The sequence below is a fragment of the Polymorphum gilvum SL003B-26A1 genome (assembly GCF_000192745.1).
GTDB lineage: Bacteria > Pseudomonadota > Alphaproteobacteria > Rhizobiales > Stappiaceae > Polymorphum > Polymorphum gilvum.
In genome coordinates, this window is the sequence record NC_015259.1 from 2,432,318 (window position 1) to 2,446,231 (window position 13,914).

The following is a 13,914-nucleotide window of genomic DNA, read 5'->3' on the forward strand; positions in this document are numbered from 1 at the left end:
GGAAAGCGATGCGGCTGGGCCGTAAAGCCCTATCAGAAAACGGCTCCAGATGGATAGCGCTCCCGTCGGGAGCGGGCGCACAACCCACAGGCCGCTCAGAAGAATTCCAGGCTCACCCGGAACATCTGCTCGACCTGGCGTACCCGGTTGGCCAGCGCGAAGATGACGATCCGGTCGCGCGCCTGGATCTGGAGGCTGCCGTTGGGCGTGATCACCTTGCCGGCCCGGTACACCGCGCCGATGCGGATGCCGGACGGCAGGTCGATGTCGCGCAGCGGACGTCCGACAAGCGGCGACGTCTCCAGCGCCTCGGCCTCGATGACCTCGGCCGCGCCGTTCTGCAGGGAATGGACACCGCGTATGCGCCCGCGCCGCACGTGCTGTAGGATGCGCGAGATGGTCACCGCACGCGGATTGATGAAGGCGTCGATGCCGAGCGCATTGGCAAACGCCGGATAGCTCGGATTGTTCAGCAGCGACAGGTTGCGCCGGCAGCCCATCTTCTTGGCCATGACGCAGGCGAGAATGTTCACCTCGTCGTCGTTGGTCAGCGTGACCATCGTGTCCGCGTCGGCGACGTCGGCCTCCTCCAGGATCGCCTGGTCGAGCGCACTGCCGTGCAGCACCACGGCCCGCTTCAGGTCGTCGGCGATGTGCACGGCCCGCTCGCGCGAGGATTCGATCACCTTGATGCGGGTCTTGGACTGACGCTGCTCCAGCGACTGGGCGACGTAGAGACCGATGTTGCCGCCACCGGCGATGACAACCCGGTTGGCTTCGGGCTCCTCGTGGCCGAACAGGCCGAGTGTCCGGCGCACCTGGTCGCGCCGTGCCACCACATAGGCAAGATCGCCGACCAGAAGCGCGTCGCTGCTCTTGGGCACGAACAGCTTGCCGCCCCGCACGACGCCGACGACGACGGCACCGAGATCGGGAAACAGGTCGGTAAGCTGGCGCAGCGGCGTGTCGACGACCGGGCAGTCCTCCTCGCACATGATGCCGACCACGACCACATGGTCATCGGCAAAGCGTACCGTCTCGACCGCGCCCGGCAGCGCCAGACGGCGCAGCACCATGTCGCCGACCTCGATCTCAGGCGAGATGATCACGTCGATCGGCATGTGCTCGCGCGAGAACAGACTCTGCCAGCGCCCCTGCAGGTAGCTCTGCGCCCGCACGCGCGCCACCTTGGTCGGCACATTGAACAGGGAATGGGCGACCTGACAGGCCACCATGTTGACCTCGTCGTAGAGGGTCACGGCGATGATCATGTCGGCCTGGTCCGCGCCGGCCTGGGCCAGCACGTCGGGATGAGCGCCGTTGCCGACGAAACCGCGCACGTCGAGCTGGTCGCCGATGGCATTAACGAGCTTCGGCGAGGAATCGATCACCGAAACGTCATTCTGCTCGGCCGCGAGCCGTTCCGCGATCCCGTAGCCGACCTGGCCAGCCCCACAGATTACGACCTTCATCGATCTGCCCTCATGCTTCTCGGCGCTGCTGCGGCGTCAGGATAAACCCAAAGTCTTCAGTTTGCGATGCAAGGCGGATCGCTCCATGCCCACGAACTCCGCCGTCCGCGAAATGTTGCCGCCGAATCGCTTGATCTGCGCCTGGAGATAGTCGCGTTCGAAGATCTCGCGCGCATCGCGCAGCGGCATCGACATCAGATGCTCGCCGCCGCCGGTCGTCGGCAGGTTCGGTACCATGGCGCCGACTTCCGCGGGCAACAGATCCGCGGTGATGGTCGACTCCGGGTCGCCGCGGGTCAGGATCATCAGCCGCTCGACGTTGTTGCGCAGCTGCCGGATGTTTCCCGGCCAGTCATGCGTCTGCAGGACAGCCATCGCGTCGTCGCCGATCCGGCGCATCGGCAGGCCCGAGGCGGCAGAAATCTGTTCCATGAAGTGGCGGACCAGGATCGGCACGTCCTCGCGTCGCTCGGCCAGGCCAGGCACGCGCAGCGGCACGACGCCGAGGCGATGATAGAGATCCTCGCGGAAGGCGCCTTCCGCAATCGCACGCTCCAGGTCCTTGGCCGTCGAGGACAGGATGCGGATGTCGACCTGCACCCTGGTCGCGCCGCCGACGCGGGTAAAGGTCTGGTCGACCAGCACGCGGAGAATCTTGCCCTGGGTCTCGCGCGGCATGTCGGCGACCTCGTCGAGATACAGAGTTCCGCCGTGCGCCTCCTCAAGCGCGCCGACCTTCCGCAGGCCGCCGCTGGCGTCCTCGATGCCGAACAGTTCATCTTCCATGCGTTCGGGCGTGATGGTGGCGGCGTTGATCGCGACGAAGGGGCCGCGTGCGCGGGGCGACAGGTCGTGGATCATGCGCGCGGCCAGTTCCTTGCCCGATCCCGAAGGGCCAGAGATCAGGATCCGGCTGTTGGTCGCCGCAACCCGTTCGATCGTTTGGCGCAACTGGTTGATCGCGCTCGATTCGCCGACCAGCCGCATTGTGTCGCCCGAGCGCTGCTTGAGCTCGCGGATCTCGCGCTTCAACTTGGACGCTTCCAGTGCCCGGTCGGTGATCAGAATCAGCCGGTCGGCCTTGAACGGCTTCTCGATATAGTCGTAGGCGCCGCGCTTGATTGCCGAGACGGCGGTCTCGATGTTGCCGTGGCCCGAGATGATGACCACCGGCAGGTCCGGATCCTGTTCCCGGATGACGTCGAGCAGCGCCAGGCCGTCGAGTCGGCTGCCCTGCAGCCAGATGTCCAGGATCACCAGCGAGGGCCGCCGCTCCTTGATCGCCGTCAGCGCGCTGTCGCTGTCAGCGGCCGTGCGGGTGCCATAGCCCTCGTCGTCGAGAATGCCCGCGATCATCTCGCGGATGTCGGTCTCGTCGTCAACAATCAGGATATCATATGCCATCTGCGGCCACTTTTACTTTTTCATCAATGGGTTGAATGTCAGAAACGTCTTCCGTGGCGATCCGCAGCCGGACCATGGCGCCGGTCTTTCCGACCTCGAGATCCGGCGCATCGAGCAATTCGATGCTCCCGCCATGGTCCTCCATGATCTTGCGCACGATGGCAAGGCCGAGGCCGGTGCCCTTCTCGCGGGTCGTCATGTAAGGCTCCAGCAGGCGCTGCCGGTTTTCCTGCGGAAGGCCGACGCCGTTGTCGATGACCTCGATCGCCTGCCCCTCCGCCTCCTCGCGCAGCCGGATCCGGATCTGTCCCTTCGGCAGGTCCTCGCCACAGCGCCCGGCAATGGCTTCCGCCGCATTCTTGATCACGTTGGTCAGCGCCTGGCCGATCAGCCGGCTGTCGTAATAGGCGTTTACCGGCGTCTCGGGCAGGTCCGTCCTGATATCGATATCCGGATTGCCGACGCTTTGCATGAACACCGCCTCGCGCACCGTGTTGCGCAGGTCCGCCATGCCCTTGGCGGGCTTGCGCATGCGGGCGAAGGACGAAAACTCGTCGACCATCTGGCCGATGTCGCCGACCTGGCGGATGATGGTGTCGATACACTGGTCGAACACCGACCGGTCGTCCTCGACCTTCTTGCCGTAGCGCCGGCGGATGCGTTCCGCCGACAGCTGGATCGGCGTCAGCGGGTTCTTGATCTCGTGCGCGATGCGCCGCGCGACGTCGGCCCAGGCCGAATTGCGCTGCGCTGAAACGAGGTCCGTGATGTCGTCTATGGTGACGACATAGCCGTGCTCTCGGCGCGTCGACTGTTCGGTGGTGATGCGCACGTTGACCGTCCGCTCGCGACCTCCGCGCGCCAGCGTGATCTGCGTCTCCTGGAAGCGTTCGCTCTCGCGTTCCAGCGCCGTGGCGACGAACTCCGCCAGTTCCGGAATGACCTCGCCGATCGGGCGATCGAGCGCGTCGGTCTCGTCGATGGTCAGGAGCGCGCGCGCCGAACGGTTGACCAGCGTGATGGCGCCCTCGTCGTCGATGCCGACGACGCCGGTGGTCACGCCGGACAGCACCGCCTCGGTGAAGCGCCGGCGCCGGTCGATCTGCTCGTTGGCGGCCAGCAGCGCGTCGCGTTGGCCTCGCAGCTGTCCCGTCATGTTGTTGAACGACGCGCCCAGATTGGCGAGGTCGCCTTCCGACTTCTCGGTCGTCACCTCGACGTAGAGATTGCCCTTGGACACCTGGTCGGCTGCAGAGATCAGTCGCCGGATCGGCGATACCAGACGATTGGAGAAGCCGAAGCCGATCCAGATCGCCGACAGCAGCAGGATCAGCGCCACGCCCAGATAGACCAGCGCGAAGGCGACCTGGACGCCGAAGCGGCTGGTTTCCAGATCCCGGTATTCGCTGGCGCCCTCCTCCGCCAGGCGTAGGTAGTCGACGACCCGCGGATCCATCGCCCGCGTCACGTAGAGATAGTAGCCGTCGAAGGCCGACAGCTTCATCACGCCGCCGACCAGATTGGAGGTGCCCGGCGCGATCAGGACCGGCTCGCCGTCTTCGGCCTTGCCGTAGGTTTCCTTCGGCGGCAGCAGAATGTTCGCCTGCGGGTCGAGGACGACGCGCGTCACCACGGTGCCGTCGCCCTTCATGATGAACGCCGCCAGAAGGCCGCGCAGGGACGCCTGGGCGGAAAAGAAGGAATCGAAGCGGGTCGGCTCGAAATCGTAGACGGTGCGTGCCCGGTCGACGTCGTTGGTCATTGCGATCAGGTCGCCGCGCAGCACGCGGGCATGTTCCTGCAGATAGGCCTGCGCGACGGTCAGCGCGTTGTCGATGATCTGGCGGGTCCTCTGCTCGAACCAGCGGTCGAGGCCGCGGTCGAGCGTAATGGCCGCCACGACGGCCATCAGGATGGCCGGCACCGCCGCGATGAAGCTGAACCAGGCGACGATGCGCACGTGCAGCCGGGCGGCGGCGCGGCCGCGCCGGCGGGCGTTCAAGAGCTTGACGACCTCGACCAGGATCGCGCCGACGAGTGCGGTGGCGAGCACGCCGTTGATCGCCATTGCCGACCACACGACCTCCCGCGTCGGGGGGATCGGCGTCAGCCCGGTGAGCACGACGAAGGTCACCGCGATCGCGGCGAGGGAGACGATCATAACCGCGAGCCCGACCCTCCGGCCGAAGCGGCCGTGGGAGCCCTGATCCCCGTCTGGCCGTGGATCTGTCCCCAGTATCATCGTTCCTCGTTTCGTCTCTGGGCGGATGGACGATGCGGATCGCAGAATCGCGGCATCTTTAACACACTTTGTTGCGGAATTGCGACATGCTTGCACGGTAGAGCGGCCGTAACAGAACGAGACTTTGGGGTTTGACCGCTCCTTGCTGCATTGCGAAACACCCGGGACCGGTCCATAGTTCGCCTGCAGCCGGCAAGCCTTCGTCAGGCGTTTAGGCTGACAGGCGATCCCGGAAACAGGTCTGTGTAATGAAATTCTCGAAACCCGCCATCATCGTCATCGTCGTCCTGCTCGCCGCCGCCGGGGCCGGCTATGGGTGGTGGCAGACGCAGAACAGCCGTCTGCCCCAGACCATCGCCTCCGGCAACGGACGGATCGAGGCGGAGACCATCCATGTGGCGACCAGAACCGGTGGCCGGGTCGTCGAGGTGCTGGTCGGCGAGGGCGATTTCGTCGAAGCCGGTCAGGTGCTCGCTCGGCTCGACACGGAGGAACTGGAGGCCTCGCTCGCCGGGGCGGAAGCCAGGGTCGCCGCCGCCAAGGACACGGCTGCCTCGGTCACGGCCCAGATCGCGCAGCGCGAAAGCGAGCTTCGCTACGCCGACCAGGCGCTGCAGCGGGCGACGGCGCTGCTGGAACGCGGCCACATCTCCCGGCAGGAGGTCGACCAGCGCCAGACCGCCCGCGACACCGCCGAAGCCGCACTGGCTGCGGTCCGCGCCCAGTTGGCCAATGCCGAGCGCAGCGTCGACGCCGCGCGGGCCGAGGTACTGCGCATCGGCACGGTGATCGCCGAGGCGGAACTCAAGGCGCCGATCGCTGGCCGGGTGCAGTATCGTCTGGCCGAACCCGGCGAGGTGCTGGGCGCCGGCGGGCGCGTCGTCACGCTGCTCAACCTCGCCGACGTCTACATGACCATCTTCCTGCCGACCGCCAGCGTGGGGCGCGTCTTCGTCGGGGCGGAGGCCCGCATCGTCCTCGATGCCGCTCCACAATACGTCATTCCCGCCGTCGTCTCCTTCGTCGCCCCCGACGCCCAGTTCACCCCGCGCGAGGTGGAGACCCGCAGCGAACGCGAGAAGCTGATGTTCCGCGTCAAGATCCGGGTTGCGCCCGACCTTCTGCGCGAGCATCTGGACAAGGTGCGCACAGGCCTTCCCGGCGAGGCCTATGTCATGATGGCGCCCGGGGAGGACTGGCCCGACCGTCTGGCCGTGCGCCTCCCGCCGCAGTCCTAGGAAGCGCGGCGATGGCGATGCCCGCGCCCATTGCCCGGCTCGACCGGGTCAGTCATCGCTACGGCAGGGCGATCGCTCTGAACGACGTCAGCCTGGATATCCCGGCCGGCCGCATGGTCGGCCTGATCGGCCCCGACGGCGTCGGCAAGTCGACCCTGCTCGCCCTTCTGTCCGGCGCCCGACGCATCCAGACGGGGCGTGTCGAGGCGCTCGGCAGCGCCATGGCCGATGGCCGGCATCGCCGCTCGGTCCTGCCCCGCATCGCCTACATGCCGCAGGGACTCGGCAAGAACCTCTACATGGACCTGACCATCGCCGAGAACCTGGAGTTCTTCGGCCGCCTGTTCGGCCAGGACAGGGCCGAGCGCGCCGCCCGAATCGATGCCCTCACCCGCGCCACCGGCCTGCGGCCGTTCCTCGACCGCCCCGCGGGCAAGCTGTCCGGCGGCATGAAGCAGAAGCTCGGCCTGTGCTGCGCGCTGATCCACGATCCCGATCTGCTCATCCTCGACGAGCCGACCACCGGCGTCGATCCCCTGTCGCGGCGCCAGTTCTGGACCCTGATCGAGCACATCCGCGCCGAGCGCGCCGGCATGAGCATCATGGTCGCCACCGCCTACATGGACGAGGCCGAGCGCTTCGACTGGCTGGTTGCGATGAACGCCGGCCGCATCCTGGCGACCGGCACGGCGGACGACCTGAAGGCCGCGGGCGGCAGCCGGACGCTCGAGGAGGCCTTCGTCAACCTTCTGCCGGATGTCGGACCGGACGGCCACAAGGCGCTGGTCGTGCCGCCGCGTTCGCAGACGGGCGACGGGCCAGCCATCGTTGCGCACGGCCTGACCCAGCGCTTCGGCAGCTTCACCGCCGTCGACAACGTCAGTTTCGAGATCGAACGCGGCGAGATCTTCGGCTTCCTGGGGTCCAACGGTTGCGGCAAGACGACGACCATGAAGATGCTGACCGGCCTCCTGGCGCCGACGGAGGGCGAAGCGTGGCTGTTCGGCGAGAAGGTCGACGGCAGGAGCCTGGAGACCCGCCGGCGCGTCGGCTACATGTCGCAGGCCTTCTCGCTCTATGGCGAACTGACGGTACGCCAGAACCTGACGCTGCACGCCCAGCTGTTTCATATGCCGGCCGACGAGATCGCGCCGCGCACCAAGGAGCTGATCGCCCGCTTCGGTCTCGACGCCTATGCCGACGACCTGCCCGACAAGCTGCCGCTTGGCATGCGCCAGCGCCTGTCGCTGGCCGTCGCCATCGTCCACCGCCCGGAAATCCTCATCCTCGACGAACCGACGTCGGGCGTCGATCCGGTCGCTCGCGACGGATTCTGGAGTCTGCTCGTCGACCTGTCGCGCAACGAGGGCGTGACGATCTTCATCAGCACCCATTTCATGAACGAGGGCGAGCGCTGCGACCGCATCTCGCTCATGCATGCGGGCAAGGTCCTGGCCTGCGATACGCCGGCGCGCCTTGTCGAGCAGCACGGCGCGCAGAACCTCGAGGATGCCTTCGTCGCCTGCCTCGAGGCCGCCATCGGCGACGATGCCGAACAGCCCGCAGCCGAACCGGCGACGGCGGACATGATCGGGTCGTCCGCGACACACCATCAGACTCCCGCCTTCTCCTGGCGCCGCCTGCGCGCCTACAGTGTGCGGGAAAGCAAGGAACTGCGGCGCGATCCCGTGCGGCTGGCGGTCGCCCTGCTCGGTACCATGCTGCTGATGCTGGTGTTCGGCTTCGGCATCACCACCGACGTCGAGAACCTCAACTACGCGGTGCTCGATCAGGACCGGTCTCTGGAAAGCCGCCAATATTTGGAGGCCCTTTCGGGATCGCGCTATTTCACCGAGAAGCCGCCCCTTGTCGATCATGCCGATATGGAGCAGCGTCTGCGTGCCGGTGAGGTTTCCCTCACCGTCGAGATCCCTCCGGGCTTCGGTCGCGCCCTGCTGCGCGGCGAGGTCCCTGAAGTCGCCGCGACCATCGACGGTGCCATGCCGAACCGTGCCCAGACCATTTCCGGCTACGTGCAGGGCATGCACCGAACCTACATTCTCGACCAGTATGCTCGGACGTTCGGCGAACGGCCATCCCTGCTCGCGGCGGACATCGAACCGCGCTTCCGCTACAATCAGGACTTCAAGAGCATGTTCGCCATGGTGCCGTCGGTGATCGCGCTGCTGCTGGTGTTCATTCCGGCAATCCTGACCGCCGTCAGCGTCGTGCGCGAGAAGGAACTCGGTTCGATCACCAATCTCTACGTGACGCCGGTGACGCGCTTCGAGTTCCTGGTTGGCAAGCAACTCCCCTATCTCGTCATCGCCCTGGTCAATTTCTTCATTCTGGTTTCGATGGCGATCCTCGTCTTCGGGGTGCCGATCAAGGGCAGCGTCCTGACGCTGGTTGCCGGTGGGGCCCTTTACGTTTTCGCCACGACCGCTTTCGGCCTGCTGTTCTCCACCTTCACGAAGACCCAGGTCGCGGCACTGGCCGGCACGGCCATCGGCACGATGCTGCCCGCCGTGCAGTTCTCCGGCCTGCTTCATCCCGTGTCCACGCTCGAGGGTCTGGGGGCGCTGATCGGCAGGATCTATCCGACCGCCCATTTCCTCACCATCAGCGTCGGCACCTTCACCAAGGGGCTCGAATTCTCAGACCTGACCGCGAGCTTCCTCGCCCTCGCCCCGGCCGGCCCGCTGCTGATCGGCCTCAGCGTCCTGCTGCTACAGAAACAGGAGGCCTAGGATGCGCCGGCTCAAGAACATCTTCCGCCTCGGCGTCAAGGAACTCTACAGCCTGAAGCGCGACCTCGTGCTGTTGATCCTGATCGGCTGGGCCTTCAGCGCAGGGATTTATGTCGCCGCCGTCGGACGCTCCGCCGATCTCCACAACACCTCGATCGCCATCGTCGACGAAGATCGGTCGCAGCTTTCGGCACGCATCCTTCAGGCCTTCCTGCCGCCCGACTTCAAGGAACCCGAGATCATTTCCTTCCGCGATATCGATGCTGGACTCGACACGCGCAAGTATAGCTTTGTGCTGGTGATACCGGCCCGCTTCGAAGCGGATCTGCGCGCGGGGCTGCAGCCGCAGATCCAGGTCAACATCGACGCCACCACCATCATGCAGGCCGGCACGGGAGCCAATTTCATCGCCAATGTGCTGACCCAGGAGATCCGGCGCTTCTCGGCCGAGCGTGGCGAAACGACCAGTCAACCGCTCAACTTGGTCACTCGCTACGCCTTCAATCCCAACCTCGACGGCATGTGGTTCGGCAGCGTCATGGAGATCATCAACAACGTCACCATGCTCACCATCATTCTCACCGGCGCCGCCGTCATTCGCGAGCGCGAGCATGGCACGCTCGAGCATCTGCTGGTCATGCCGCTGTCGCCGTTCGAGATCATGATGGCCAAGGTCTGGGCGAACGGCTTCGTGATCATCATCGCGGTGGCGTTTTCCCTCTGGATCGTGGTCGAGCAATTGCTTGCCGTACCGATAGCCGGTTCGGTGCCGCTGTTTCTGGCCGGTGCGACGCTCTACCTGTTCTTCGCATCCGCCCTGGGCATCCTGCTGGCGACCGTGACCCGCTCGATGCCGCAGTTCGCGCTTCTGTTCATTCTGATCATCCTGCCGATGATGCTGCTTTCGGGAGCCCAGACGCCACTGGAAAGCCAGCCGGTCCTGCTGCAGTCGTTCATGCGCCTGGTGCCGTCGACCCAATTCGTCTCCTTCGCCCAGGCGATCCTCTACCGCGGCGCCGGCTTCGACATCGTCTGGCCCCAGTTCCTGGCGGTGACGGTCGTCGGCATCGCCCTGTTCGCCTTCGCGGCGCTGCGGTTCCGGCGTTCCATCGCGACCAGCAAATGAAAGATCCCGCGGGCTGGGCGCCCGCGGCTTGATACGCCTTGCTCCCCGGATCGACGTCAGCGCGTCGAGCGCAGCACCTGGATGTCGAGGTCGCGGATCTTCTTGCGCAGGGTGTTGCGGTTGACGCCGAGCAGTTCCGCCGCCTTGATCTGGTTGCCGCGCGTCGCCGCCAGCGCGGCGCTGATCAGCGGATATTCGACCTCGCGCAGGATGCGGTGATAGAGACCCGGAGGCGGCAACGCATCGCCGAAGGTGTCGAAATAGGTGCCGAGATAGCGCTCGACCGAGGCGCCGAGATTGATTTCCTGCGCGCCGTCGCCTTCCAGGGGCGACACGGTCGGCTGGCTCAGTTCCTGCTCCAGCAGCGCCTCGCCGATGACGTCCTGCGGGTAGAGCGCGGCGAGACGCCGGACGAGGTTCTCCAGTTCGCGCACGTTGCCGGGCCAGCGGTAGCGACGCAGCAGGTTGAGTGCCCCTTGGTCGATCTGCTTGGGCGGCAGCCCCTCCTTCTCGGCCAGCGCGAAGAAATGGCGCACCAGGTCGGGGATGTCCTCGACGCGTTCGCGCAGCGGCGGCAGGCGGATCGGCACCACGTTGAGGCGGAAGAACAGGTCCTCGCGGAACAGGCCCTGGTTGATCAGCTGGCGCAGGTCCTTGTTGGTCGCCGCCACGATGCGCACGTCGGTCTTGATCGGGGTGCGCCCGCCAACGGTCGTGTATTCGCCCTGCTGCAGCACGCGCAGCAGGCGGGTCTGCGCCTCCATCGGCATGTCGCCGATCTCGTCGAGGAACAGGGTGCCGCCGTCGGCCTGCTCGAACCGGCCCGAGGAGCGGGCCTGGGCGCCAGTGAAGGCGCCCTTCTCGTGGCCGAACAGTTCGGCCTCGATCAGGTCGCGCGGGATCGCGGCCATGTTGATGGCGACGAAGGGGCCGTTGCGGCGCTTGCCGTAGTCGTGCAGTGCGCGCGCGACCAGTTCCTTGCCGGTGCCGCTCTCGCCGTTGATCATGACGGTCAGGTCGGTCTGCATCAGCCGGGCGAGCACCCGGTAGATCTCCTGCATGGCCGGCGAGCGACCGACCAGCGGGATCGCCTCGCCCATGTCGTCCATCTCGATCGGACGGCGCGCCTTCGGCTCCTCGAGTGCCCGGCTGATGATGCCAGTCAGTTCCTTCAGGTCGAACGGCTTCGGCAGGTATTCGTAGGCGCCCTTCTCGGAGGCCCGGATCGCGGTCATGAACGTGTTCTGCGCGCTCATCACGATCACCGGCAGGTCCGGGCGGAGTTTCTTGATGCGTGGCAGCACGTCGAAGATGTTCTCGTCCGGCATCACCACGTCGGTGACCACCAGATCGCCGTCGCCCGAGCTGACCCAGCGCCACAGCGTTGCGGCGTTGGAGGTCAGGCGGACGGTGTAGCCGGCCCGGGACAGGGCCTGATTGAGCACGGTGCGGATCGCCGCGTCGTCGTCTGCAACGAGAATGGTGCCGGTCGGCATGTCAGTCGGTCCTGTCGCTGGAGGAAGCCTCAGGCTCTGTGAAGGCGGGCATGAGGATCCGGAACGTCGTCTTGCGCGGCTGGCTGTCGCATTCGATGACCCCTCCATGGTCACCGATGATCTTGGCGACCAGCGCCAGGCCGAGTCCCGATCCGTTGGGCTTGGTGGTGATGAACGGTTCGAACAGGTGCGGCAGCAGGTCCTCGGGCACGCCAGGGCCGTTGTCCCTGACGCAGAACTCCAGCGGCAGGCTAACCTTTTCGGTCGTGCCGGGCACCGACAGGCGCACGCCGGGGCGGAACGCCGTCGTGATCCGGATCTCGCCGTCCGGATCGTCGCCGATCGCCTCGCTGGCGTTCTTCACCAGGTTCAGGAAAACCTGGATCAGCTGGTCCCGATTGGCGTGGACCGGCGGCAGCGACGGATCGTAGTCCTCGACGATCCGCTTGCCGCGGGCGAACCCAGAATCCGCCAGCCTTTTGACGTGATCGAGCACCACGTGGATGTTGACCGGCTCGCGCTCGATCGGCCGCTCGTCCGAGAACACTTCCATCCGGTCGACCAGCTTCACGATGCGGTCGGCTTCGTCCATGATCAGCCGGGTCAGCGCCCGGTCCTCCTCGCTCGCCGACTGCTCGAGCAGTTGCGCCGCGCCGCGGATGCCCGACAGCGGGTTCTTGATCTCGTGGGCGAGCATCGCGGCGAGCCCGGTCACCGTCCGCGCCGCGCCGCGCGAGGTCAGCTGGCGGTCGATCTTCTCCGCCATGCCTCGTTCGAGGAACATCAGCACGACGGCCCCGGGACGCTCGACCACCGGTGCGGCGTGGATGTCGACGACGCGGTCCGGGCCGATGCGCGGCGAGCCGATGTCGACCTTGTATTCGTTGACCGGCGCGCCGCGCTCCCGCACCTGCTCGATCAGGGTCAGCAGCGGGCTGCCGAACGGGACGAAATAGTCGATCGGATGGCGGCGCAGCACCGAGACGCTGGAGCGCAGGAAGATCTCGGCGGCGATGTTGGCCGCCTCGATGACGCCGTCGGGCGCGACGAGCAGCACCGGATGCGGCAGGGAATCGAGGATGGTCGGACCGTCGCTGGCCAGCGCAGCCGTGCGTCCTTCGTAAGAGGCGGCGGACATCATGCGGCGCTCCGGGAGGGTTGGCCGGCGAACCAGGACCGGGCGAGGGCGAGCACCTGCCTGGGGTCGTCGGCGGTCATCAGTCCGGCCCGCACGGACGCCGGAACGTTGTCGGTCAGGTCGAGATACCAGCCGAGATGCTTGCGGGCGATGCGGCGCCCGAGGTCCAGTCCGTAATGGCTCAACAGATCCTCGTAATGTTCCAGGACGATGTCGCAGAGGGTGGAACCCGACGGTTCAGCCTGCCGCTCGCCCGTCTGCAGATAGGCGCCAACGTGGCCCACAAGCCAGGGACGCCCGTAGGCGCCGCGCCCGATCATCACGCCGGCCGCCCCCGACAGCGCCAGCATGCGGTCGGCATCGTCGAAGGACAGGCAGTCGCCGTTGGCGATCACGGGAATGTCGACTGCCTCGACAACGGCCCGGATCGCGGCCCAGTCGGCCGCGCCCTTGTAGAACTGGTTCCGGGTCCGCCCATGTACCGTTACGAGCTGCACGCCGGCCGCCTGCGCCCGCCGCGCCAGCTCCGGCGCGTTGATCGACTGGGCGTCCCAGCCGAGCCGCATCTTGACCGTCACCGGCACGCTGACCGCGCCGACCGTCGCCTCGATCAGGCCGAGCGCGTGGTCGAGGTCGCGCATCAGCGCCGACCCCGAATAGCCGGTGGTCACGCGCTTGGCCGGACAGCCCATGTTGATGTCGATGATCGAGGCCCCGGCGCCTTCGGCGATTCGTGCCGCCTCCGCCATCCAACGGGCCTCGCGGCCTGCCAGCTGCACCACGTGCAGTCCGATGCCCTTCCCCTCGGCCCGTGTCCGCATCTCCACGTCGCCCTGAACGAGGGATTCGCTGGCGACCATCTCCGACACCACAACGCCGGCGCCAAAACGGGACGCCAGCCGGCGGAAGGGCAGGTCCGACACGCCGGACATCGGGGCCAGGAGGGCGCGATTGGCTATCACCAGCGGGCCAATACGCAGGCCGTCGCAACCGGGACTATGCGTTGATTTGCTCATATCGTGTGCACTAACCGAATTGCCTACACAAT

General features: G+C 66.5%; 9 protein-coding genes. 3 read left to right on the top strand and 6 right to left on the bottom strand.

All coding sequences use genetic code 11. The annotated features are described in order from the left end of the window. Positions 1 to 95 precede the first annotated feature (95 nt). Genes trkA through SL003B_RS11645 form a run of 3 tightly spaced genes read right to left on the bottom strand, consistent with a single transcriptional unit; the run spans position 96 to position 5,037 of the window. Complete coding sequence (trkA, locus tag SL003B_RS11635) at positions 96 to 1,472, bottom strand: Trk system potassium transporter TrkA (RefSeq protein WP_013653041.1); 1,377 nt, start codon at positions 1,470 to 1,472, stop codon at positions 96 to 98. 36 nt (positions 1,473 to 1,508) lie between these two features. Next, positions 1,509 to 2,876, bottom strand: coding sequence for a nitrogen assimilation response regulator NtrX (gene ntrX, locus SL003B_RS11640; RefSeq protein ID WP_013653042.1), 1,368 nt, complete (start codon positions 2,874 to 2,876; stop codon positions 1,509 to 1,511). Next, positions 2,866 to 5,037 carry a sensor histidine kinase NtrY-like gene (locus tag SL003B_RS11645; protein ID WP_013653043.1) on the bottom strand — a complete coding sequence of 724 codons (2,172 nt, stop codon included), beginning with the start codon at positions 5,035 to 5,037 and terminating at the stop codon, positions 2,866 to 2,868. Before SL003B_RS11645 ends, ntrX begins: the two co-directional genes overlap by 11 nt. A 329-nt stretch (positions 5,038 to 5,366) precedes the next feature. On the opposite strand from SL003B_RS11645, the gene SL003B_RS11650 reads away from it, so the two are divergent. Genes SL003B_RS11650 through SL003B_RS11660 form a run of 3 tightly spaced genes read left to right on the top strand, consistent with a single transcriptional unit; the run spans position 5,367 to position 10,232 of the window. Further along, entirely contained in the window at positions 5,367 to 6,356 is a 990-nt protein-coding gene (locus SL003B_RS11650) for an HlyD family secretion protein (protein ID WP_013653044.1), read from the top strand. Positions 6,357 to 6,367: 11 nt separating this feature from the next. Then, positions 6,368 to 9,106 (top strand): ribosome-associated ATPase/putative transporter RbbA, encoded by a 2,739-nt coding sequence (rbbA, locus tag SL003B_RS11655; protein ID WP_013653045.1) that lies wholly within the window; start codon positions 6,368 to 6,370, stop codon positions 9,104 to 9,106. Between the two features lies 1 nt (position 9,107). Next, positions 9,108 to 10,232, top strand: coding sequence for an ABC transporter permease (locus SL003B_RS11660; protein WP_013653046.1), 1,125 nt, complete (start codon positions 9,108 to 9,110; stop codon positions 10,230 to 10,232). 56 nt (positions 10,233 to 10,288) lie between these two features. Here SL003B_RS11660 and ntrC read toward each other — a convergent pair whose 3' ends face one another. The 3 genes from ntrC to dusB are packed head-to-tail and all read right to left on the bottom strand — an operon-like array spanning position 10,289 to position 13,882. Beyond that, positions 10,289 to 11,728 (bottom strand): nitrogen regulation protein NR(I), encoded by a 1,440-nt coding sequence (gene ntrC / locus SL003B_RS11665; protein WP_013653047.1) that lies wholly within the window; start codon positions 11,726 to 11,728, stop codon positions 10,289 to 10,291. Between the two features lies 1 nt (position 11,729). Then, a complete protein-coding gene (locus tag SL003B_RS11670; protein ID WP_013653048.1) occupies positions 11,730 to 12,869 on the bottom strand; it encodes a two-component system sensor histidine kinase NtrB in 1,140 nt (379 codons plus the stop codon). Next, positions 12,866 to 13,882 carry a tRNA dihydrouridine synthase DusB gene (gene dusB, locus SL003B_RS11675; protein WP_083812083.1) on the bottom strand — a complete coding sequence of 339 codons (1,017 nt, stop codon included), beginning with the start codon at positions 13,880 to 13,882 and terminating at the stop codon, positions 12,866 to 12,868. Before dusB ends, SL003B_RS11670 begins: the two co-directional genes overlap by 4 nt. Between the last annotated feature and the right edge of the window lie 32 nt (positions 13,883 to 13,914).